This is a genomic window from Dickeya sp. ws52, from assembly GCF_007210685.1.
GTDB lineage: Bacteria > Pseudomonadota > Gammaproteobacteria > Enterobacterales > Enterobacteriaceae > Dickeya > Dickeya chrysanthemi.
In genome coordinates this window covers 210,844-233,135 of record NZ_SZVX01000005.1, presented here as the reverse complement: position 1 = coordinate 233,135, position 22,292 = coordinate 210,844, and the positions used below count along the sequence as shown (strand labels likewise).

Genomic DNA, 22,292 nt, shown 5'->3' with positions numbered 1-22,292 from the left:
AACCCGGACATTACGCCGCCGGCGATCTGCTATCAGTTCAATACCGCTGTGAAGCTGAAGACAATGATCACCACCAGGGCAACCACCGTACTGAACAGCGACATTTTCAGATTCGTATCCATAATATTCTCCTGTATGTGACTGATGATCACCGTCATCCCGTTGTGTATGAATAAAATCTCTCTCGGCAGACGAGAGGAAACACATAAAGTATAGGTTTATTATTACCCAGCCGATATCAAAAAACCGGTTTGTGCATCACAGAGTAACACGAATTGCCTCTTCCACTTTTGCTCTAAATCGGCCAGAATTCGCAGTTTGCTGTATACACTGCGTTGGTCGAAGCGTCAGCCCTCCCTTCAAGCTACACACCTCGGCATATCTCCTCCTGAAATGTTGCCTTGTTGTCCGGCAGGAGATGAATTCACGCAGGCAAACGATTAACACCCTATTTTACTGCTGTAACAGACACGTTACTGTCACAGATGAGTTCAGGAGTCGCTTTAGATGGCAACGATCAAAGATGTGGCAAAACGCGCAGGCGTTTCAACCACAACCGTATCACACGTGATCAATAAAACACGTTTCGTCGCCGAAGAGACCAAGGCTGCGGTACGCGCAGCCATCGATGAATTGCATTATTCCCCGAGTGCAGTCGCTCGCAGCCTGAAGGTCAACCACACGAAATCCATCGGCCTGCTGGCGACCTCCAGCGAAGCGCCCTATTTCGCCGAAATTATCGAAGCGGTGGAAAACAGCTGCTACGCCAGGGGTTACACGCTAATCCTGTGTAACTCTCATAACAATCAGGATAAACAACGCGCCTACTTGTCCATGCTGGCGCAAAAGCGTGTCGACGGCCTGCTGGTGATGTGTGCCGAGTACCCACCCGAATTGCTATCCATGCTGGCGGATTATCGTCATATCCCGATGGTGGTGATGGACTGGGGCGAAGCACACAACGATTTTACCGATACTATCGTTGATAACGCCTTTGCCGGCGGATACATGGCCGGACGTTACCTGATTGAACGCGGTCATCGGGATATCGGCGCCATTCCCGGCTCGCAGGGGCGCAATACCGGTAGCGGACGTTACCTGGGGTTCTTGAAAGCGCTAAAGGAAGCCGACATTTCCCTGCGCGAAGAGTGGGTGGTTCAGGGGGATTTTGAGCCGGAGTCCGGCTATAAAGCCATGCATCAAATTCTGGCCCAAAAACAGCGGCCGACGGCGGTATTCTGTGGCGGTGACATCATGGCGATGGGCGCCATCTGCGCGGCCGACGAACTTGGGCTACGCGTACCGCAGGATATTTCAGTGATCGGTTACGATAATGTGCGTCACTCCCGCTATTTTACTCCAGCGCTCACCACCATTCATCAACCGAAAGAACGTCTGGGGCAAGCGGCATTTTCCATGTTGCTGGACCGCATTACCAGCAAACGCGAGGAAGCACAAACGATTGAAGTACACCCTACCCTGATCGAGCGTCGCTCCGTTGCCGACGGCCCATATCTCGATTATCGTCGTTAACATCCAGACGATTTCGTTATCGCTGCGCGCCCTTGCCCTCAGGCGTGATGTCGCACCGCATATAGCGATAATGCATGTGATGAATACATGACGTATTGTTTCTCCGTGCTACTTTAGCCCGCTGAATCTTGTCGGCGGGTTAAAGCAGTCATACACTTGTCACTATCGCTGACGACAATAACTATGATCAGACGATGTTTTTCGACAGAGTGCATCGCCTTACTTTTTCTACCCTGGCAATGATGGCCGTACCGTTTATCACGAACGGGGTAGATACCTTTCGTACCGGCTTTTCTCTTATTTTCCTCTGAGACTCTCAGGGATAGACAATGGATGGGGTTCGTTGAACACCCTCCAGCGTGATATTTGTCTGGTTTATTCCTTGTAAACACATTTATCTGACAAGGTAGGGAGAAGTTATGAGTTCATCTTATGTAGAGGAACTGGGTACCCCGCATCATCCCTGGTTCCAAATAGTTAATGAAATGCTGTCGACCGCCGACATCGCCATTAACGGCTCACGCCCGTTTGACATTCAGGTAAAAAATCCCGATATGTACAAACGCATACTGCGCGAAGGCTCGTTAGGTCTGGGCGAAAGCTACATGGATGGCTGGTGGGAGTGTGAGCGGCTGGACATGTTCTTCCATCGAGCGATACGCGCGGGACTGAACAGCCAACTGCCCCACCGCTGGCGCGATACTTTACGAATTCTGATGGCTCGCCTGAGCAATCTGCAATCCCGCCGTCGGGCCTGGATCGTAGGCAAGGAGCATTACGACCTCGGTAATGATCTTTTCACCCTGATGCTCGACCCTTATATGCAATACTCCTGCGGTTACTGGAAACAGGCTGAAACGCTGGAACAGGCGCAACAGGACAAGCTGCGCTTAATCTGCGAAAAACTGCAATTGCGTCGCGGCATGACATTGCTGGATATCGGTTGCGGCTGGGGTGGGCTGGCGGAATTCGCCGCACATCACTATGGCGTCAGCGTCACCGGCGTCACCATCTCTCGCGAACAGCAAAAGCTGGCGCAGCAGCGCTGCCGACATCTGGATGTTAACATCCTGCTACAGGACTATCGCGACCTGAATCAACAGTTTGATCGCATTGTTTCCGTCGGCATGTTCGAGCATGTCGGCCCTAAAAATTACGACACCTATTTTCGGGTAGTGAGAAAAAACCTCAAACCGGCCGGCCTGTTCTTGTTGCATACCATCGGGGCGAACGAGACCAGCCTCAAGGTTGACGCCTGGATTAATAAATACATCTTCCCCAATGGATGTTTGCCGTCGGTGCAACATATCGCCCAACATAGCGAGCCGTATCTGGTGATGGAAGACTGGCACAATTTCGGCGCAGATTATGATCGCACGCTGATGGCCTGGCATGAGCGTTTCCAACAGCACCGGCCGGAGCTGGCGGCACGCTACCCGACCCGTTTCCAGCGGATGTTCAACTACTACCTCAGCGCTTGTGCCGGCGCATTTCGTGCGCGTAGTATCCAGCTCTGGCAGGTATTATTCAGCGTTGGGGGAGTGGAAGGCGGTTTGCGCGTGCCGAGATAACATCGGTACGTCAGTCGTCGCTTTTTCGATTGCCAAAAACCGGCAGCCGGCCTGCCGGTTTTCACTTAGCGATGAGAATGCGGGTGCAGCAACGCCTTACTCACCTTGTGCAGCCGGGGCGGCAGCCTGCTCTTGTTGTTGAGCATGACGCGCCATGACACGTTCAACCGTGTCGATGATAGCCTGCGTTTGCGGGTCGATTTCGATGTTGATGCGGTCGCCCAAACGCTTCTGGCCGAGCGTTGTGCGTTGAAGCGTTTCCGGAATCAAATGCACGCAAAAACGACTGCGGGTAACTTCCCCCACCGTCAAACTGATACCGTCGATACCGATAAATCCTTTGTGCAGCACATACTTCATTTGCGACTCATCAGACAGCCGGAACCAGATCTGATGATTATTTTCCGACGTCAGAATTTTTACTATCTCCGCCGTACACATAATATGGCCGGACATCACATGCCCGCCGATTTCATCGCCATATTTAGCCGCGCGTTCCACATTGACCCGATCGCCGACGTGAATTTCCCCCAGGTTGGTCAACCGCAGCGTTTCTTTGATCAAGTCAAAACTGACCCGATCGCCGTCGATAGCCGTGACGGTCAGACAACAACCATTGTGTGCTACGGATGCGCCTGTTTCCAGCCCCGGCAACAGTTCGGGGGGCAGTTGAACGACATGAGTGCGGAAATTGGGTTTTTCATCAACAGACACGACGGTCGCCGTGCCCTGAACAATACCGGTAAACATGGTGTTGATCTTGCCTCCAGATTAGTAATAGGCGTGAACGCGCCACCATAACAGTAGGCGCAACGGCTGACACGCAATAGTGCCCTTTCACTCATGTGAGACAGTTTGCACCATATCGTCATGAAAACCAAACAGGATCCATTCCCGAACAGTCAATGATTGGTTTACTGTCGGCAAATCGTTACAATACTTCATCTTTTTTCGCATGTACCCAAAATAATTCGTGTTGCAGGCCAACGCCGCCCAGAAGGCACGAGGCCCATTTATGAGCCGGTTAATACAACCAGCACACCTGCAACAGGAGCTATAACGGGTATAAATAAAGGGTGATTGTCTTTCTCTCCTCAATTAGAGATCTCTCTCCATCCTGCTTTAGGAAGGTGTTTTCGTGCAGAAGTACTTATCAGAGGCCCGCCAGTTGCTGGCGCTGGCTATTCCAGTCATCATCGCTCAAGTTTCGCAAACCTCGATGGGTGTGGTAGATACCATTATGGCGGGTTCCTACAGCGCTACCGATATGGCAGCCGTAGCGGTCGGCACCTCTATCTGGCTACCGGTCATCCTGTTCGGCCACGGTTTACTGATGGCGCTGACGCCGGTGGTGGCGAACCTCAACGGTTCCGGACGCCGGGACCGCATCGCGCATCAAACTCAGCAGGCGTTCTTATTGGCCTGCGCCATTTCTCTCCTGACGATGGTGGTGCTCTATCAGGGAAAATATGCCATCAACCTGATGAATGACGGCGCGCCGGAACTGGCTGAAAAAGCGATAAAATATCTGCACGCCTTGCTGTGGGGGGCACCCGGTTATCTGTTTTATCAGGTACTACGCAGCCAATGCGAAGGTTTGTCCAAAACACAGCCCGGTATGGTGATTGGATTTATCGGCCTGTTGATCAATATTCCCATCAACTACATTTTTATCCACGGTAAGCTGGGTATGCCGGAATTGGGCGGTGTTGGCTGCGGGGTAGCCACGGCCTCCGTGTACTGGATAATGATGCTGATGATGGCGGCTTATTCCCGCCGCGCCTACTGGTTAAAAGATATTCGCCAGCACCAAACCCGGTTGCAACCGGACTGGGCTGTACTCAAGCGTTTATCCAGCCTGGGATTGCCTGTCGCACTGGCGCTGCTATTTGAAGTGACGTTATTCGCCATTGTCGCGTTGCTGGTGTTGCCGCTCGGCGTCGTGAATGTCGCGGGCCATCAAATCGCCCTCAACTTCAGTTCGCTGATGTTTGTCCTGCCGCTCTCTGTTGGCGTTGCCGCGACTATTCGCGTCGGCCACCGACTGGGAGAAGGTTCGGCAGACGCTGCCCGGGTCGCAGCCCGTACCAGCATCGCGACCGGCGTGTTGCTGGCGATATGCACAGCCATATTTACCATCACGCTGCGTGAACCTATCGCCATGCTATATAACAAGAATCCGGATGTGGTGGCGATGGCGTCACACCTGATGCTATTGGCGGCGGTTTATCAAATTTCCGATGCAGTGCAAACCATCGGCAGCGGCGTATTGCGTGGCTATAAGGACACCCGCGCCATCTTCTTTATTACCTTCATCGCTTATTGGCTGCTCGGATTGCCCAGCGGTTACGCGCTGGCGCTCACCGACATACTGATACCACGCATGGGGCCTGCGGGGTTTTGGTGGGGATTCATTATCGGCCTGACCTCTTCCGCCACAATGATGGTATTGCGGATCCGTTGGGTACAGCGCCAATCGCCCGCCCGGATTCTGGCACGAGCCGCACGCTAATGACAGAATGCACAGAGCGCCGAAAAAAGCGGCGCTCTGTCTACAAGCTCGTCAATCAGTGTGATATAGCAGGAATTTTGCATTTTTCCCCTTGCCAGCAGCCATCCAGATCATTAATATTCGTCCCCGCTGTCACCCCTGACGGCAGCTGATAGAAACAATGCGTTCATAGCTCAGTTGGTTAGAGCACCACCTTGACATGGTGGGGGTCGTTGGTTCGAGTCCAATTGAACGCACCATTCTTCAGCGCATCAGCATCAACGCACATATTGCGACCGTAGCTCAGTTGGTTAGAGCACCACCTTGACATGGTGGGGGTCGGTGGTTCGAGTCCACTCGGTCGCACCATATCATGTTCTATAGACGCCCATCTATTCCTGTAGTGGCTTGAAAAGAAGAGGGTTTTTATCTTCTTCCGTTCCAGTGAACTCTATCGAAACCCACTCAAATCCGGCGATTTTAAGTCCACGTTTAAGTCCATCTTGAATGCGGGTGAATTCGCGTCCAGAGTGTTGTTTTGCCCAGCCCGAACATCCTGATCTACTCAGAACCAGAATTCCGGCATGATAACGCTCCCCTGAACGGAGGTTGTGCCGATGAAAAAATCGCTATTCACCGAAGAGCAGATTGTTTTTGCCTTGAGGTAGGCTGAGCTGGTACTCCGGTGCCGCAAGTTAAGGATTTCCGACGCTACTTTTTATACGTGGCATAAGAAATAAGGCAGGATTTCACCTTTATAACTCAAGCATATGCGACAGTTGAAAGAAGAAAATCTGCGGCTAAAAAAACGGGTTGCCGATCTGAGTCTCGATAAGGCTATGTTGCAGGGTATCCTCGCCAAAAAGAGCTAATACTGGCTCGCCTGCGTATCCATAAAATCACCGAAACCCGGGTTCATTACGTTGCGCGCGACGGGTATCGCTCGTGGGGCTTTCCCCTGGAGGCAAGCGCCAGCACGCAGGCGTGAGAAATTGAAGCGAATGGCGTGGACGGCACGGGCACAGCCCGAAAGCCCGGTGGTGCAGCGCGCCGACACTCTCGGGACTTTCAATGTCGTCCACAGTGAAATCCGAAACTCGGCCCACGGGTTCGACTAGCCTCACTAGTGAGCCAGCGTGGCTTCGGGCAAATCTTTTCCACTCTGACGCCACTTTCCTGGAGGCTGCCCATGATGCCGGCGGAACGCCGTGACAAAAGCATACAGAGACGAATACCCAACCCGCTCTGCCACTTCTATCAGCGGAATGTCCTGCGTTCGCAAAAGATCGCGTGCAACAGTCATCCGCCAGTCGGTGAGATATCGCATTGGCGTGTTGCCAAGAACCTCCTGAAACACGCGAGCAAACGTGGCGCGAGACATGTTGCTCATCCTTGCCAGTTCATCCACGGTCCACGACTTACTCGTGTCGCCGTGCATGGCCTGAAGCGCTAGCGACAGACGCGCGTCTGTCGCACCGCGGACCCATGCGGGTGCATTCACGCTCGATGCCAATCCGCTGCGAAGCCCAAGCACAACGAGAACATCCAGCAGCCGGTCAAGCACAGTTTGGCGACCTGGCTCAGCCTGAGAGAGTTCTCTCGACAGTAGCTCAACCACACCATGAACTGGATTGTCCATGCGCGATGGAATCAGGAATACTGGCGGCAGTCCATTGACCAATCCCGCACCGATATCTCCGGCAAAGCGATAAGCCCCGCAGAGGAACACCGCCGCACGCGGATCGTGCTCGGCTCCATCAGCGGCGTGCTCTGTCCGGAAAACCTCCGGCACGACACAGCACGCCCCTGGCTCGTGGGCAACGAAGTGGTCTGGCCCACCGCGAACCAGCGCCAAATCTCCTGGCCTGAGTTCGATGGGGTCGTCTCCGCCGTCCAGCCACAGCCAAGCCCGCCCCTGAATCATAGCGTGCACGGCAAGCTGAATCGTGCCGGGTAGACGAAGCCCCCAAGGCGCGATAGCGATAGACCTCGCAAACACGCCGCCAGAGGCGCGAGCGCGCACCAAATGCTCTTGCAATATATCCATAGATTAAGCGTATCACGCAATTTATTGAGCGAATTGATTATTGATGCTCTCACTAACTGCGCATAAAGTTACATCTCTAACCAATCAACCAGGAGCCGCACCATGAACGACGTTACCGACAACCGCACCCTTGTACTCGGAGCAACAGGCAAGACCGGGTCCCGAGTCGCCCAGAATCTCCTCAATCAAGGAATAGCCATCCGCACTGCGGCTCGCAGCGGTGCGGATGTGCGGTTCGACTGGAATGACCCCTCGACCTTTGCAAGCGCTCTGCTCAAGGTCTCTCGCGTCTATCTCGTTTCACCTGTAATGCGCGTCGACTTTGCCGACATCGTTGCCAAGTTTCTCGACGAGGCAGAGCGCGCCGGCGTTCGTCATGTTACCTACCTCAGCGCCTACGGCATGGAGCACGCACCCGCTGAAGTCGCGCTGCGCGCAGTGGAGTTGGATCTGGCGTCTCGCCCTTTACTCTCCCATTCCATCGTGCGTCCCGCTTGGTTCATGCAGAACTTCAGCGAGACGTTCGTCAAACCCGCGAACGATGAAATCGTGGTGCCCGGTGCGATGGGGGCCGAAGCCTTTGTTAACGCAGAGGACATCGCATCCGTCGCGGCGGCGACGCTAAGCGATCCTGAGCGGCACGCTGGCCGCGCCTATTCACCCACCGGCCCCGAAGCGCTGACATTTGAAGACGTTGCTGCACACATCTCGAATGCAGTCGGTCGCAAGATTTCATACTGCGATATCGATCGCAACACCTGGATCGACGCCATGATCCAGGCCGGCGTACCTGCTGAATATGGCGAGGTGCTTCGTCTCTTGACTGAGACGATCGCAAGCGGACGAGGCTCTCGACCCAACAATGATGTTCTTACGGTGACTGGCAAGGCACCAATCAGCTTCGCGGAGTTCGCTGCAAAGACCTCTGCCGCCTGGCGTCAATGAAAGTCTCGCCTTAAGAAGAAACCAAGCCAAGGAGAACATAAATGTCAAATCAGCAGTATTCAACCTTCCTACCCGCCAAACCTTACTTCGACCTGGTCCGGGGCGCCCTGGGCGACCTTGTTGATGGTGAGCATTTCTTTGACATCGTCACCGACGACACCATCTACGAGGTTCTCTACGACTTGGGCTGGCCCCGCGTCATCCAAGGGCGAACCGACCTGATGGCAGCGTTTGGGAACTATGTCGACAACATCGCGCTTCAGTCCGCCGACAAGTTAATCACTCACAAGACGGACGACGGCTGTGTTATCGAATACGAAGTCCATGGGACGATTCTTGCGACAGGTGTGAAATACAACAATCGGTTTTGCTCCATTATCAAAATTGAAAACCGAAAGATCACGCATTGGAGAGACTACATGGACTCCCATGCAGCCTGGAAGGCGTTGAACGTCGTCAAGTCCGCGTTTGTACCGCGACAGCCTTTTCCTGAGTAAATGGCACCTCGAAAATAGGGAACGGCTTCAGTTCACACTTCTCGTCACACTTGCATTGAGGGCACAGGCAATCTGTCTGCATGTTTTGCTGACGTTGTCAGCGACATGCCACGCAACCTCGGCTGCAAGTTGCGGTGCGGCGAAAACCGCATGGCCGAGCCAGTTCGCGCAGCATCCTGACGCGAACGACCGCCGGCTTATACCGGTAGTGGATACCTCTGCCTTATCACCCCATCGCGGGGTTACCCACCCCCGCAATCGGGCCTGGTGTGTCTCCGCTTCATTTTTTAATGGAGATGTCACCATGGTTCATTCTACTTCAGGCGAAAAAGCCGATTTCGATCTGCACACCGAAGGTTATGATCGTCTACAGCGTGTGCGGGAAGTTCCCGTGCGTGGTGGCCGCCGTGCTCAGCCGTTCCTGGCTTGCACCATCGGCGCGCTGGCCGGGCCTGTTGAAGAACCGGAATACCGGTACATGCTTATTTCAAGCGAATAAAAGTGTGGCGCATGACCGCCAGTAAATAAAACGCTGGTAAATACGACCATGCAAGTCACTATTATTCTGTTAACCAGACATCTTCCAATCTGATATTTTTGCTACAGCAAATTCCCTGACACGAAGAGCAATAGTTCTTCACTTATCGCGTCCAGACCTGTTTTTTATCCTTAGTTTGCGGTGTGTTGAGCGCTGGCCGGTGATTAACTGACGCAAAAACACACGCTCCCAAAATACGGGTTCTGTTTGGTTCTCTGCGAAAAACGGCCTGATGAAATGTTGGCTCAGCAGTGGAATATCGCCGCGAATTTGCTGGCGCTGATGCAACCCAGTCAGTGAAACGGGCAGCCAATCCTGCCCGTTTCCATACCCGACCTGTGCTGCGGTTATTTAAAGATCTTCTGTACAAATTCGATATACGCCGGACGCCAGACATCCATTTCATGCCCTAAACCGGGATATTGCCGGTAATCGAATTTCACGCCGTTCTGTTCCAGTTGCGCTTTCAAGCCGGCAATATCCTTACCGGTTACGGTATCCTTCTCACCCACCGCCACCGTGAAATTGCGCAATTGCCGATTGATGCCGGCGGCATTGCCCAGTTGCGCGGTGACCTGAACGTTCGGCACCGTTTCAGTGGTTACGCCGCTGAAGGTTGCCAACCAGCCAAAATGATCCAGATGGCTCATGCCGGACACCAGCGCCTGATAACCGCCTTGCGACAGCCCGGCCAGCGCCCGGCCGTCTGCATCGCGGCGCACGTTAAACCGCTCACTGACTAGCGGAATAATGTCATGGATTAACTCACGATCAGCCGCCGCTGCGTTCCGCGGGTAGAACGTTTTGCGTCGATCTTTCGGCGGGAAATCCTCCGGAACCGCCTCGGCGATATCGGTTTCGGTATCCGGAATGACCACCAGCATCGGCGCAATCTTTTTCTCCGCCAGCAAGTTATCCATGATTTGCGGAATCCGACCCTGCGCGACGGCAGAATCACCGGCATCACCAAATCCGTGATAGAAATACAGCACCGGCAGCGGTTTGCCGGTATCGGTATAACCCGGCGGCGTCCAGACAGAGATCTGCCGTTCCGCTTTCAACGACGCCGAATGATAGGTAACGGTACGCAACTCACCATGTGGCACCGCCCGGATATCCAGTAGGCTGCCCGGCACCAGAATCATGCTGGTGTTGACCTGACGCTGCGGTTTGGGCAAGGCTGAGCCGGTATCGATGCTGCGAAAACCATCCACATTAAAGAAGTATTCATACAGATTAGGGCGCTGCGGCTCACTGCGCCACGACCAGACGCCCAGATCATTTTTCGTCATCGGATGCGCTACCCAGGTTTCCGGCGTCGCGCCGGTCACCACGCTTACCGCTTTCGCCTCCGGCGCAAACAGCCGGAAAGTAATGCTGTTATCGGCATTGACCTGCGACAGATAGTGCCGGGTCGCCACATCGGTACGCGGCAGCGTCGGGAGCGCACCTGACGCGGCCAGCGCCGCCAGTGGCGTGGATACGCTCAACGCAGAGAGCAACAGATACAAACAGGTTTTCCTGGTTTTCATTATCGGCCTCTTTTTTATTCATGCAGGGTAAAAACGGGCAGACCGGGGGATAGTGACATCACCACCACACCTCAGCCTGAACACCGGCGGTAAATTGATCCTTCTTGCTATCGGCAAAGGTGAACTGGTCCAGTTCGTTATCCAGCACCCGAATGTAGGTGCCGTAAAAGCGGATTTCCGGGCGTGAAGCCAACATGCTGGTATCCACCTTGATAGTGTGGAACAGCGTGGTTTTATAGCCGGATTCCGTGAAATACCTGCCGGCCTGATTTTTATTGGTCTGGCTGAAATAACCCAGCTCAACGCCCGTCTGGTTGTAATTGCTCCAAATATAAGCCGGCCGAACCACTGCGCGTATACTGTCAAAATCGGTATGCGCGCCGGTGTCGTAGCTGTAAACATCCTGCCCGCGGGTATACACCAGCGCGTTAGCCATGATCACATCCGGACGCAGGTACATCTCCCCTTGCGAAATCAAACGTAATGCGGTGCCTCCGCTATGGTCGCCGTAATATTTGCCGTTGACCGCCACAAACGGGCTGGACCCGGCATAACGCGCCAGGCTGCTGGCAATCGAGTTATTCGCCAGTTGCGCAGTGAACTCATTAAAACCATTATTTGGCAGTGCCTGACGCAGTACCACACCGCCCAACCATGAATCCTTCATCGGAAAATAGTTGTTGTTGGCTTCATTGTTTTTCTGGGTATCGTTTTTATTCGCCATGGCATATTTTCCCAGCACCATTAAACTGGCGCCGTCCCATAATGGAATGCCTTTATAGCGCGCTTCCACCGCGTTGGTATTCATTTGCTGGAACTGGGTCAGGTTACGGTTATACACATCGATATCTTCACGCGTTAGCGCGACATCGATAGACCCGACGCCCGCCTTAATGTTTTCCACCCCCACGCCGGCGGAAGAATCGGTTTTATTGCTCTTCCAGTCCAGCATCTGAATTTCATACACCGGTAACGCATGTTTGCCGACCCAAAAATCCGCCTCCGGCGCAAACGGCAAGAACCCTTTGGTGGTGAGGTAAATATCGGAGAACTGCAGCTTGTTTTCATTGCTGTTATCTTCGCCAAACCAACCGCCGGAATAAGACTGGCCCACGTTGCCATCCAGTTTTATCACTCCATAGGCGGATTTACCGTCTTTACTGAATACCCGTTGTTTGAGAATTAAGTCATACCAGCTGGTATGCTCATTACCAAACCGCCCCAGTGAACCGATGGCCCAGGACTTGGGCGAACCCTGCGAACCGGTGGCCCAGCCGGAGCGGAAATAACCGGAATAGGTAAAACCGATATCCTCTTTCACATACTGGCTGAGTTCATGCAACGTCATGGAAGCACGCCGGTCCGCCGATGTTACGTCAGCCTTGGCCGGATTATCTGCGAGCGACATAACAGTTTTTGTTCCAATGCCAACGTTATTGTCATGACTCTCACGGGAAGCGGAATTCTCTCGTACCAACGTAATCGTTTTATTTTTTCTTTCCTGATCTTTATAACGTTTTAATTCCTGTTTCGTTTCCTGCAAGTCTTTTTCCAATGCAGCCAGCCGTTGCTCTATAGACAGCGGTGCGGCAGTGGAAATAAATGGCATAGGATAAAGCAGGCTGGCTATCACCCAATAACTATTCTTCATTTTCATTTTTATGTTCCCCGCTGAATAATCGGATAAAGAAAAAAACAACTCACGCAGGCCAATAATGGCGAGCGATAACAACTTGCGGATAAATTATCCGCAAGTTGATTCCTAATATATTTATATCCGTTATACTTCGAGTTGCAGGTGTATCGGCTTTCCTGCAACTCGAATTATTTTTGGTATATCACCGCGTCAACGTTTTTCCTCGGCTGGCAATAACCGACTGATACCAATAGAAGCTCTTTTTACGCCGCCGCTCCAGCGTTCCCTGGCCGGCATCATCACGGTCGACATAAATAAAACCATAGCGTTTGGACATTTCCGCTTTCGAGGCGCTGACCAGGTCAATCGGCCCCCAACAGGTATACCCCAACACGTCAACACCATCCGCAATAGCTTCGCTGACCTGTACCAGATGGTCATTTAAATAACGGATACGATAGTCATCGTGGATTTCACCATTTGCTTCGATCTTATCCTTCGCCCCCAAACCATTCTCAACGATAAAGAGTGGTTTTTGATAACGGTCGTAGAGGAAATTCAATAAATAGCGCAATCCCAAAGGATCAATTTGCCATCCCCACTCCGAGCTTGCCAGATAGGGGTTCGGCACCATATTCAAAATATTGCCGCGCGTTTTTTCATGTTGTGTCTCATCGGTGCTGACACAGCCGGTCATATAATAACTAAAAGAAATAAAATCAACGGTGGCGGTCAAATCCTGCTTGTCCTGTTCCGTGATATTCAGCGTAATCCCCTGTTCACGGAAATAACGATGCATATAACCTGGGTAGGCACCACGTACCTGCACATCGCCGAAGAATAACCACTCGCGATTTTGATGCAGGCTTTCCATCACATCTTCCGGTTTACTGGTCAGCGGATAAAGCATCGCCCCCAACAGCATATTGCCGATTTGTGCGTCCGGAATAATCTCATGGCAGGCTTTCACCGCTCTGGCGCTCGCCACCAATTGGTGGTGGATAGCCTGATAAACCGCTGCCTTGTCGCTGTCCGGCGGTAAGCCGACGCCGGTGAACGGCGCATGTAAGGACATATTAATTTCGTTGAACGTCAGCCAACGTTTGACCTTATGACGGTAGCGCGTAAACACCGTGCGGGCATAACGTTCAAAGCAATCGATGGTCAGTCGATTACCCCAGCCACCGTGTTTTTTTACCAGTCCATACGGCATTTCATAGTGCGATAACGTCACCAGTGGCTGAATGCCGTATTTCGCCAGCTCATCAAACAGCCGATCATAAAATGCCAACCCGGCTTCGTTCGGCTCCGCCTCATCCCCCTGAGGGAAAATGCGTGTCCAGGCGATGGAGACGCGCAGACAGGTAAACCCCATTTCCGCAAACAATGCGATATCCTGCGGGTAGCGGTGATAAAAATCGATAGCCACATCTTTGATTCCGCTGTCGCCGGGGGTCCGCTCCACAATGCGGCCAAAAATCCCCTGAGGCTGCAAATCCGATGTGGAAAGTCCTTTTCCATCCGTCAGATAGGCGCCTTCTACCTGATTGGCGGCAATCGCGCCGCCCCATAAAAAATGCGCCGGGAAAGGATTACTCATCACTGATCTCCTGTTTTTTTGTTCAACAATGATTCAACATACCAGCCGTGTCAGCGGCGTATTCGCATCAACCCTACCGCCGGCGACAGACTCAACCCCGCGATAGTCTTCACTATTGGTAATGACAATCGGGGTCGTGAGATCGTATCCCGCCGCCTCGATCGCCGGTGCATCGAACTCCAGCAGCAGGTCTCCCTGGCGCACCACATCGCCGACGCGCACATGCGGGGTAAAATGGCGTCCATCCAACCGGACGGTATCGATACCCACGTGTATCAACACTTCTGCACCGCCCCGCGATGCCAGGCCAATTGCGTGATGCGTCTTAAACAGCGAGGCAACGGTGCCGTCCACCGGAGAATACAAGCATCCCTCTGAAGGCCGGACAGCGATCCCTTTCCCCATCACGCCGCTGGCAAAGGTACGATCAGCCACTTGCTCTAGCGGTATCACCTCGCCGAAGAGAGGGCTAAACAGCGTCTCATCACGGATCGTCGTTTCGTCATGAACGGCATTCGTACCGTTCGGCGTCGTTGCCGCCGTAGGTGAGCTCTCCTGCACAGCAGGCTGCGTTTCGTCTTTAGGCACGCCGAACGACCAACTGGCCGCAGCGGCGAAAACAAACGCCGCCAGTGTGCCGATGACAGCCGCCCAGACGCTGTTGTCTACGCCGGTCGGCGGAATGATTTGGGTGAAGGTGAAAATGCTGGGAAAACCAAACGAATAGATGGTGGTATGGAAATACCCCATCACCGCCGCCCCTATCGCGCCGCCGATACAGCCAAAGATAAAGGGGCGACGCAGCGGCAATGTCACGCCGTATACCGACGGTTCGGTAATACCGAAAAGCGCCGCGGAAAACGCCGACCCGGCAATCCCTTTCCGTTTCATGTCCCGGGTACGCAGCAGCACGCCCAGGGTGGCGCCGGCCTGCCCCAACACCGCTGGGGTCAGCAACGGCAGCAGGGTGTCATGCCCCATTACACTCAGGTTGTTGAGCATTAACGGTACGAATCCCCAATGCAGGCCGAAAATCACGCAAACCTGCCACAGTGCGCCCATCACGGCGCCAGCCAGCAACGAGTTCAATCCATATAACCATTGATATCCTCCCGACAGCATCTGGCTCAGCCAGGTAGCGCTCGGCCCAATCAGCAGAAAGGTCAACGGAACGCTAATAACAATACACAGCAGCGGCGTGAAGAAATTACGGATATTCGCGTGCAGCCAACGATTCAGCGGTTTTTCCAGTTTGCAGGAAACCCAACTGGCAAACAGAATCGGAATTACCGAGGAGCTGTAATTGATAAACGTAATCGGGATCCCCAGGAAATGGAGTGTGGGGTGATCCGGCGCCTGCATGGCGTTAAAGGTAGCGACCATGCTGGGATGGACCAATGTGGCGCCGATAACCAGCGTAGTAAACGGGTTACCGCCGAATTTCTTGCCGGCCGTATAACCCAGTACAATCGGGAAAAAATAGAATAACGCATCGCTGGCGGCAAATAATAATTTATAGGTGCCGCTGCTTTCCGTTATAAAATGGGTAGCGACCCCTAACGCCAGAAAACCTTTCAGAATACCTGTCGCGGCCATCACACCGACAAACGGAGTAAAAATACTGGAAATAATGTCGATAAATCCGGCAAAAAAGCTTTCTTTTTTCTCTTCTGATGCTGCCGTGTCATTAAAACGGGCCATACCGTCGAGTGAAAGCAACGCCTGATAAACGTCTGCAACCTGATTTCCTACCACCACCTGAAACTGACCACCGCTTTCCACCACCATAATAATGCCGGGATTATTTTTCAGGACATCAGCATGGGCGGCGGCATTATCTTTCAATTTAAACCGCAGGCGTGTAGCGCAATGTATCACGCTAATAATATTTTCCTGGCCGCCTACGCCATCTCTTATTTCACTGGCTAATGTTTCGTAATTCATGGCTACATCCTTCATACTCAGTCCATGCCCGAAGAAAACCGCTGAGTGACTGATCGCTATGGCGTCAGCACACCCCGTGCTCAAGACAAAAAAAAACCTGAACCGTCTCATCGCGGCACCAGGCTCGCAAAAACGGTTCAGGTTTTGCCTGTACTTCCCACGTCAGGGATACAGTCGCAATCCATATTTATCGCTTTACAGACTACCAGCTCGATTTACTCTGGCAAGCGCTTTACTTCATGAATCCATTATTTTGTGATGCTATTCACTTTTCTTTTTCACTGCCCGGCAGGTTATTTCTCTGCTCGTTCCTGTAATTCGGTGCGCACCCGTTCGATATGGATCGTCAGAAACATCAACTCTTCTTTTGTCAGCGTGTAATCATAATTCAACACTATATGATCCTGAATTTTCTCGGCACAGCGATACGCCAGAATATATTTTTCTTTCACAACATCGTGTAGCGATTCATCTTCGCTGAAAACCGATGTGCGTCCTAATAATCGTTGTGCAAAGAATTTCAGATGGGTCACAAACCGGTGATAACTAAAAGCGTGCTCGTTATAATCAATATTCAATTGATACTTAACAATATTCAAAATCTCCTGCATGACTCGGGTGATACGCATCACTTCCGGCATATGGCTGTCCAATTGGGCATTCACCAAATGCAACGCAATAAAGCCCGCCTCATCTTCCGGCAACCGCACTCCCAGCCGCCGGTGAATAATATCCAGCGCCTCCAGCCCGACGGCAAACTCTTTTTGGTACAGCCGCTTCACTTCCCACAGCAACCCATTACGGATATCCACCCCCTGCCGATGCCGTTCAATGGCGAAATGACAGTGATCGGTCAACGAAATATAGAGGCTGTTCTGCAAGTTTCCGGTCAGCTTTTCTTTCGCCAACGCGATGATCCGATCGGCCGTCGTCACTACCTCAAGCGGAATACGCTCCAGCACATCGCTCAGGCGAGCTGTCAGTTCGCTGCTGCGCAAGGAGAAAATTTTTTCTATCAGCGCCGCTTCTACGGTATCTCCCGGTCGTTTTTTGAACCCTAGCCCACGCCCCATCACGACCTGTTCGTTATTCTGCTCATCGATGACCGTGACGACATTATTATTCAATATTTTGGCGATCTTCATTGTCTGACCCCTGAAAACAAAAAAACCAGACGCTCGCCATGAACGCGAACATCTGGTTTTGCCTGCCAATAGCAGTAACAACCCCCGGTTGCACACCATCCTATTCCAAGTTTGTCGTTGGTCAGGCACAACCTGCTGACGCTAACTTATCATCGGCGCACATAGGCTCAACCTCCCGGTAGCGGAAACGTGACCGGGATCGACACAAACTCAACGCTGTTGTGATTAATCGACATTAACCTCAAAAGGCAACTCGCAGTTGTATACCCGGCATACTTCAAGTTGCAGACGATGAACGAGTCATTCGTTGCGAACGTCAAGTTAACATCAAAAATGCCTCATACAAGGTTTTGCGATACCGAATGAAGGGGAGGCAGGCTTACGCGAATTCGCGGCAATCACGGACTATCGTGGCCGTGGGCCGCCACAATCAATGTAATGAGGAATCAAACTATTACGGTCGTTTTTTGATAGCCGTCGATAGTGTCTGAAGAAGGAGGATGATTCGCTGCGAACGATAAATCGGCGTATTGCCGCTGCGTTGAGCCTCCTGTTGTGACGACACCGACAGCCAGATATTTTTCGTGCATTTGCGCAACAAGTTTGTGTAAAAACAATAAATCGCATGTTTTTTTGCGCAAGAGCACGAAAATACGTGTTATCTATCCCTTCGGCGGCTTGTATCTCTTTGCCTGATAACTATAATACGGAACGTTGTTTCATTGAATGGTTTCAGCGAATCCACGTGCCACTGATAAAAATACAACCAACAACGCAATCCTCAGGGATATTGCCGCTTCGCCCACGCCTCATTATGGGCAATATCCAGTCACGTGCCTCTTCATTCCCCATCGTCTGTCGCCATCTATACTTATCATTTTCTCGCAATCGCAAGCATTTCGTTCCCGGTGGTTTAGCTGTCGCTAACCGCCGGTCATCCTGTTTTTTTATCCATCACAACTTGTAGAAACTACCGTTATGAAAAAGACCAAAATCGTTTGTACTATCGGCCCGAAAACCGAATCAGAGGAAGTTCTGGGCAAGCTGTTGAGCGCAGGCATGAACGTCATGCGCCTGAACTTCTCTCACGGTGACTACGCCGAACATGGTCAACGCATCAAGAATCTGCGTGCCGTTACCGAAAAAACCGGTCTGAAAGCCGCTATCCTGCTGGATACCAAAGGCCCGGAAATTCGTACCATCAAACTGGAAAACGGCGCAGACGTTTCTCTGACCGCCGGCCAGACCTTCACCTTCACGACCGACCAGAGCGTGATCGGCAATAAAGAACGCGTCGCGGTCACCTATGCCGGTTTTGCGAATGACCTGAGCGTCGGCAACACCGTGTTGGTCGACGATGGTCTGATCGGTATGGAAGTTATTGAGATCAAAGGCGGCGAAGTCGTTTGTAAAGTGCTGAACAACGGCGATCTCGGCGAAAACAAAGGTGTTAACCTGCCGGGCGTTTCCATCCAGTTGCCTGCGCTGGCGGAAAAAGACAAACGCGACCTGATTTTCGGCTGCGAACAAGGCGTCGATTTCGTCGCCGCCTCCTTTATCCGTAAACGTTCCGACGTAGAAGAGATCCGCGCTCATCTGAAACAGCACGGCGGCGAACACATCCAGATCATCTCCAAGATCGAAAACCAGGAAGGCCTGAACAATTTCGACGACATTCTGGAAGCCTCCGACGGTATCATGGTGGCTCGTGGCGATCTGGGCGTCGAGATCCCGGTTGAAGAAGTCATTTTCGCGCAGAAGATGATGATCGAAAAATGCAACCAGGCCCGCAAAGTGGTGATCACGGCGACTCAAATGCTGGACTCCATGATCAAGAACCCGCGCCCGACCCGTGCCGAAGCCGGTGACGTCGCCAACGCCATCATCGACGGTACCGATGCCGTTATGCTGTCCGGTGAAAGTGCTAAAGGCAAATATCCGCTGGAAGCAGTCAGCATCATGGCGACCATTTGCGAACGTACAGACAGAGTCATGAAATCGCGTCTGGATAAGTTGCAGAACACCGGCAAGCTGCGCATTACCGAAGCAGTCTGCCGTGGCGCAGTGGAAACCGCAGAGAAACTGGACGCACCGTTGATCGTGGTTGCCACCCAGGGCGGCAAATCCGCGAAATCCATCCGCAAGTACTTCCCGAACGCACGTATTCTGGCGCTGACCACCAACGAAATCACCGCTCGTCAATTGCTGTTGAGCAAAGGCGTGGAAACCATGCTGGTGAAAGAAATCGCGTCTACCGACGATTTCTACCGTATCGGTAAAGAAGCGGCGCTGAACAGCGGCTTAGCGCAGGAAGGCGATGTCGTCGTCATGGTTTCCGGCGCGCTGGTAGCGAGCGGCACCACCAACACGGCTTCGGTTCATCGCCTGTAATTCGATAATGAGAATATTTTAAAGCGCCCTGCGGGGCGCTTTTTATTTTCGCGCCCCATCCGTCGCGGATAAATAGCACGATCGGTTAGACAAAAAAGATATATCTGCGGCCATCAAGGCCAGACTACTCTGATAAAATAGCCCTGTTTTCCTTACTTTTTTAACCTGCTTGTAAAACTCGATGATTCTTTGAGCGAACGATCAAAATTAAGCATGTTCCCATCAAAAATTTATTCTCATCAGAAAACGGTTTGTGTAATACTTGTAACGCTACATGGAGATTAACTCAATTTAGAGGGTATTAATAATGAATCGTACTAAACTGGTACTGGGCGCGGTAATCCTGGGTTCTACTCTGCTGGCTGGTTGCTCCAGCAACGCTAAACTGGATCAGCTGTCTTCTGACGTTTCTTCTCTGAACGAGAAAGTATCTGCTCTGACCAGCAAAGTTGACGCTCTGGCTACTGACGTGCAGGCTGCTAAAGATGACGCAGCTCGTGCTAACCAGCGCCTGGACAACCAGGTTCGTACTTACAAGAAGTAAGAACTGGTTGAATGAAAAATGGCGCACATCGTGCGCCATTTTTTTTGCCCTTCCTGTTGCTCCGCCACACTACACACCTGAGTATAACGCTCGCCTTACCAAACACGCTGACTGAGCAAAACTGATATGTCAGAACGCCCGTTCATGGACGCCATGACAGAGGTGGTGTCGTTAGTGAGACGGAGACGTTCCTACCGCCGATATCGGCGCAGCCGTTTGCTGTAACGGCGATGACTGATGAGGAATATTCTGCCCGACATTCACCAATACCGGCATACCGGAGCGACGAACAATCGCGCTATGCACTGCCTCAGCATCGGAATCATCATTGTGAATAAAGGCTTTTACCTTCTGGCTCAGCGCAATCGGCATGGTTTGCGGGTCATCCTTATCGGTGCGTGACAGCGGCTGATGCACTTCTACATAGCGTTTCCCATCAGGTTCCACCGCAATCTTGATAGGTTCATTGATGATTTGTACCCGGGTGCCGACCGGCACGTCATTAAACAGCGCTTCAATATCTTCCGGACGTAAGCGGATACACCCGGAACTCACCCGCATACCGATGCCAAAATCAGCATTCGTGCCATGGATTGAGTACACCCCGCCGCTTTTCTCCAGCCGTAACGCGAATAATCCCATCGGATTATCCGGCCCACCCGGCACCACCGCCGGCAACGTAATCCCTTGTTCTTTGTAATGGCGTCGCGTATTGGCGGTAGGGATCCAGGTCGGGTTTGGGCGCCGCTCAATCACGTGAGTCACCATTACCGGCGTGTTGCGGCCAAGCTGGCCAATGCCAATCGGATAAACGATGACGGTGTTTTTCCCTTTAGGGAAGTAATAAAGTCGCAACTCAGCCAGATTCACCACGATCCCCTCCCGTGGCGTATCCGGCAGCAGCATCTGTAACGGGATCGTCAGGCTGGAACCGGGCTTAGGCAGATAAGGGTCAGTACCTGGATTCGCTTCTAACATGCCAAGCAGACCAATTTTGAAGTTGGCGGCGATGGTTTCCAGTGGATGCCCATCATTCGGCACCGTGTAGCTAATATTTTCCCCAATCAGACGACTGTCTGGAGGCGGCAGAGGATATTCCGTTGCATTGGCAGGTTGTATGCCCGTCAGGCAAGAGGCAAACAATAATCCCATTAGGGTAAGCGCACGTTTCATTATTGGTTTCCTGTTGTAATACTGAAGATCAGTTGAGCGCCAAAGCGCGACACGCGGCGGCGACCATCAAGGACACCGGTGAATCGCCGTTGGCGAAAACTTTCTTTCTTGTTGCTTATCAATGATTTGAATCTCTTTGAACGTTGGGAAACGCCAAGGATAAAAGCAGGGTAGCAGGAAATCCACCGGATGGATTCTGAAATGTGGCGCATCAGGGCGCAGATATCACGCCCTGCAGGTTTTATATCAAGGTAGCCGCCCGTGCCCGCACGTTGCGCAGCATGGCTTCAAGCCCTTGTGACCGTGACGGCGTCAGATGCTGGGTTAACGCCAGCGATGCGAAAAAAGGACGGACGTCCTGCTCGACGATCTCTTGGGCAGACAATCCCTGATACAGGCTAAAAACGATGGCAATCAATCCCTTGACGATAGCGGCATCGCTGTCGCCATACAGCACCACGTGGCCTTGTTCATCACGACTCAAATCAATCCAGACCTGGCTCTGGCAGCCAGAGACCCGATTAGCGTCCTGACGCTGAGCGTCGCTAAGCGGTGTCAAGCTGGCGCCCAGTTCAATGATATAGAGGTACTTCTCTTCCCAATTGCTGCAACGAGCAAAATTCCGCAGCAGCTTTTGTGGATCCGGCAGTTGCGCCATCGCCGTTTGCGCCATAACAATTTTCGCCATAACAATGCTCCAGAAAC

The 22,292-nt window shown here is 52.4% G+C and carries 17 protein-coding genes, 2 tRNA genes and 2 pseudogenes; 11 read left to right on the top strand and 10 right to left on the bottom strand.

The genetic code is table 11. The features are described 5' to 3' along the window. Nucleotides 1-32: 32 nt before the first annotated feature. Entirely contained in the window at nucleotides 33-122 is a 90-nt protein-coding gene (locus FDP13_RS06935) for a YnhF family membrane protein (protein ID WP_167315911.1), read from the bottom strand. Nucleotides 123-507: 385 nt separating this feature from the next. Between FDP13_RS06935 and purR the strand changes: the two genes are divergently transcribed. Together purR and cfa are read left to right on the top strand one after the other, a co-directional pair. Further along, entirely contained in the window at nucleotides 508-1,533 is a 1,026-nt protein-coding gene (purR, locus tag FDP13_RS06930) for an HTH-type transcriptional repressor PurR (RefSeq protein WP_012769438.1), read from the top strand. Nucleotides 1,534-1,952: 419 nt separating this feature from the next. After that, the gene (gene cfa / locus FDP13_RS06925) at nucleotides 1,953-3,104 is read left to right on the top strand and encodes a cyclopropane fatty acyl phospholipid synthase (RefSeq protein WP_143839088.1); all 1,152 of its coding nucleotides are present in this window, start codon (nucleotides 1,953-1,955) and stop codon (nucleotides 3,102-3,104) included. 96 nt (nucleotides 3,105-3,200) lie between these two features. Here the strand turns inward: cfa and FDP13_RS06920 are convergent, their stop codons facing one another. Next, nucleotides 3,201-3,854, bottom strand: a complete 654-nt coding sequence (locus tag FDP13_RS06920; RefSeq protein ID WP_012769436.1) for a riboflavin synthase — start codon at nucleotides 3,852-3,854, stop codon at nucleotides 3,201-3,203. A gap of 388 nt (nucleotides 3,855-4,242) precedes the next feature. On the opposite strand from FDP13_RS06920, the gene FDP13_RS06915 reads away from it, so the two are divergent. The 4 genes and pseudogenes from FDP13_RS06915 to FDP13_RS21775 form a co-directional block, all read left to right on the top strand. Further along, nucleotides 4,243-5,616 carry an MATE family efflux transporter gene (locus FDP13_RS06915; protein ID WP_012769435.1) on the top strand — a complete coding sequence of 458 codons (1,374 nt, stop codon included), beginning with the start codon at nucleotides 4,243-4,245 and terminating at the stop codon, nucleotides 5,614-5,616. Between the two features lie 162 nt (nucleotides 5,617-5,778). Further along, nucleotides 5,779-5,855, top strand: a tRNA-Val gene (locus FDP13_RS06910). A gap of 32 nt (nucleotides 5,856-5,887) precedes the next feature. Continuing rightward, nucleotides 5,888-5,964: transfer RNA gene (locus FDP13_RS06905), tRNA-Val, on the top strand. Nucleotides 5,965-6,269: 305 nt separating this feature from the next. After that, nucleotides 6,270-6,464 (top strand): annotated as a pseudogene (locus tag FDP13_RS21775) (transposase); the annotation flags it as partial. A gap of 254 nt (nucleotides 6,465-6,718) precedes the next feature. Here the strand turns inward: FDP13_RS21775 and FDP13_RS06900 are convergent. Continuing rightward, on the bottom strand, nucleotides 6,719-7,642 hold the full coding sequence (locus FDP13_RS06900) for an AraC family transcriptional regulator (protein ID WP_012769434.1): 924 nt from the start codon (nucleotides 7,640-7,642) through the stop codon (nucleotides 6,719-6,721). Between the two features lie 102 nt (nucleotides 7,643-7,744). Between FDP13_RS06900 and FDP13_RS06895 the strand changes: the two genes are divergently transcribed. The 3 genes and pseudogenes from FDP13_RS06895 to FDP13_RS06885 all read left to right on the top strand — a co-directional run. Further along, entirely contained in the window at nucleotides 7,745-8,587 is an 843-nt protein-coding gene (locus FDP13_RS06895) for an NmrA family NAD(P)-binding protein (protein WP_143839087.1), read from the top strand. A 41-nt stretch (nucleotides 8,588-8,628) separates the two neighbouring features. Further along, nucleotides 8,629-9,084, top strand: a complete 456-nt coding sequence (locus FDP13_RS06890; protein ID WP_012769432.1) for a nuclear transport factor 2 family protein — start codon at nucleotides 8,629-8,631, stop codon at nucleotides 9,082-9,084. 304 nt (nucleotides 9,085-9,388) lie between these two features. Continuing rightward, a pseudogene (locus tag FDP13_RS06885) lies at nucleotides 9,389-9,562 on the top strand (DUF3577 domain-containing protein); the annotation flags it as partial. 407 nt (nucleotides 9,563-9,969) lie between these two features. On the opposite strand, the gene FDP13_RS06880 reads toward FDP13_RS06885, so the two are convergent. From FDP13_RS06880 to licT, 5 genes are all read right to left on the bottom strand, one after another. After that, nucleotides 9,970-11,154, bottom strand: coding sequence for an esterase family protein (locus tag FDP13_RS06880; RefSeq protein ID WP_143839086.1), 1,185 nt, complete (start codon nucleotides 11,152-11,154; stop codon nucleotides 9,970-9,972). A 58-nt stretch (nucleotides 11,155-11,212) separates the two neighbouring features. Further along, complete coding sequence (locus tag FDP13_RS06875) at nucleotides 11,213-12,811, bottom strand: carbohydrate porin (RefSeq protein ID WP_143839085.1); 1,599 nt, start codon at nucleotides 12,809-12,811, stop codon at nucleotides 11,213-11,215. A gap of 181 nt (nucleotides 12,812-12,992) precedes the next feature. Beyond that, the gene (locus tag FDP13_RS06870) at nucleotides 12,993-14,390 is read right to left on the bottom strand and encodes a glycoside hydrolase family 1 protein (protein ID WP_143839084.1); all 1,398 of its coding nucleotides are present in this window, start codon (nucleotides 14,388-14,390) and stop codon (nucleotides 12,993-12,995) included. 33 nt (nucleotides 14,391-14,423) lie between these two features. Continuing rightward, the gene (bglF, locus tag FDP13_RS06865; protein ID WP_143839083.1) at nucleotides 14,424-16,334 is read right to left on the bottom strand and encodes a PTS beta-glucoside transporter subunit IIABC; all 1,911 of its coding nucleotides are present in this window, start codon (nucleotides 16,332-16,334) and stop codon (nucleotides 14,424-14,426) included. A 293-nt stretch (nucleotides 16,335-16,627) separates the two neighbouring features. Further along, nucleotides 16,628-17,479 (bottom strand): BglG family transcription antiterminator LicT, encoded by an 852-nt coding sequence (gene licT / locus FDP13_RS06860; RefSeq protein WP_012769426.1) that lies wholly within the window; start codon nucleotides 17,477-17,479, stop codon nucleotides 16,628-16,630. Nucleotides 17,480-18,457: 978 nt separating this feature from the next. Between licT and pykF the strand changes: the two genes are divergently transcribed. Together pykF and FDP13_RS06850 are read left to right on the top strand one after the other, a co-directional pair. Beyond that, nucleotides 18,458-19,870 carry a pyruvate kinase PykF gene (gene pykF, locus FDP13_RS06855; protein ID WP_033577362.1) on the top strand — a complete coding sequence of 471 codons (1,413 nt, stop codon included), beginning with the start codon at nucleotides 18,458-18,460 and terminating at the stop codon, nucleotides 19,868-19,870. A 307-nt stretch (nucleotides 19,871-20,177) separates the two neighbouring features. Next, on the top strand, nucleotides 20,178-20,414 hold the full coding sequence (locus FDP13_RS06850; RefSeq protein WP_012769424.1) for a major outer membrane lipoprotein: 237 nt from the start codon (nucleotides 20,178-20,180) through the stop codon (nucleotides 20,412-20,414). 171 nt (nucleotides 20,415-20,585) lie between these two features. Here the strand turns inward: FDP13_RS06850 and FDP13_RS06845 are convergent, their stop codons facing one another. Both FDP13_RS06845 and sufE read right to left on the bottom strand, forming a co-directional pair. Then, nucleotides 20,586-21,587: a L,D-transpeptidase family protein gene (locus tag FDP13_RS06845; protein WP_143839082.1), complete on the bottom strand. Its 1,002-nt coding sequence runs from the start codon at nucleotides 21,585-21,587 to the stop codon at nucleotides 20,586-20,588. A 241-nt stretch (nucleotides 21,588-21,828) separates the two neighbouring features. Then, nucleotides 21,829-22,245, bottom strand: a complete 417-nt coding sequence (gene sufE / locus FDP13_RS06840; protein WP_033577387.1) for a cysteine desulfuration protein SufE — start codon at nucleotides 22,243-22,245, stop codon at nucleotides 21,829-21,831. Between the last annotated feature and the right edge of the window lie 47 nt (nucleotides 22,246-22,292).

Coding starts and splice junctions, on each gene's coding strand:
- licT (WP_012769426.1), bottom strand. CDS start 17,479: ATGAAGATCGCCAAAATATTGAATAATAATGTCGTCACGGTCATCGAT.
- FDP13_RS06845 (WP_143839082.1), bottom strand. CDS start 21,587: ATGAAACGTGCGCTTACCCTAATGGGATTATTGTTTGCCTCTTGCCTG.
- FDP13_RS06890 (WP_012769432.1), top strand. CDS start 8,629: ATGTCAAATCAGCAGTATTCAACCTTCCTACCCGCCAAACCTTACTTC.
- purR (WP_012769438.1), top strand. CDS start 508: ATGGCAACGATCAAAGATGTGGCAAAACGCGCAGGCGTTTCAACCACA.
- sufE (WP_033577387.1), bottom strand. CDS start 22,245: ATGGCGCAACTGCCGGATCCACAAAAGCTGCTGCGGAATTTTGCTCGT.
- FDP13_RS06920 (WP_012769436.1), bottom strand. CDS start 3,854: ATGTTTACCGGTATTGTTCAGGGCACGGCGACCGTCGTGTCTGTTGAT.
- FDP13_RS06900 (WP_012769434.1), bottom strand. CDS start 7,642: ATGGATATATTGCAAGAGCATTTGGTGCGCGCTCGCGCCTCTGGCGGC.
- FDP13_RS06880 (WP_143839086.1), bottom strand. CDS start 11,154: ATGAAAACCAGGAAAACCTGTTTGTATCTGTTGCTCTCTGCGTTGAGC.
- FDP13_RS06850 (WP_012769424.1), top strand. CDS start 20,178: ATGAATCGTACTAAACTGGTACTGGGCGCGGTAATCCTGGGTTCTACT.
- FDP13_RS06875 (WP_143839085.1), bottom strand. CDS start 12,811: ATGAAAATGAAGAATAGTTATTGGGTGATAGCCAGCCTGCTTTATCCT.
- bglF (WP_143839083.1), bottom strand. CDS start 16,334: ATGAATTACGAAACATTAGCCAGTGAAATAAGAGATGGCGTAGGCGGC.
- pykF (WP_033577362.1), top strand. CDS start 18,458: ATGAAAAAGACCAAAATCGTTTGTACTATCGGCCCGAAAACCGAATCA.
- FDP13_RS06870 (WP_143839084.1), bottom strand. CDS start 14,390: ATGAGTAATCCTTTCCCGGCGCATTTTTTATGGGGCGGCGCGATTGCC.
- FDP13_RS06895 (WP_143839087.1), top strand. CDS start 7,745: ATGAACGACGTTACCGACAACCGCACCCTTGTACTCGGAGCAACAGGC.
- cfa (WP_143839088.1), top strand. CDS start 1,953: ATGAGTTCATCTTATGTAGAGGAACTGGGTACCCCGCATCATCCCTGG.
- FDP13_RS06935 (WP_167315911.1), bottom strand. CDS start 122: ATGGATACGAATCTGAAAATGTCGCTGTTCAGTACGGTGGTTGCCCTG.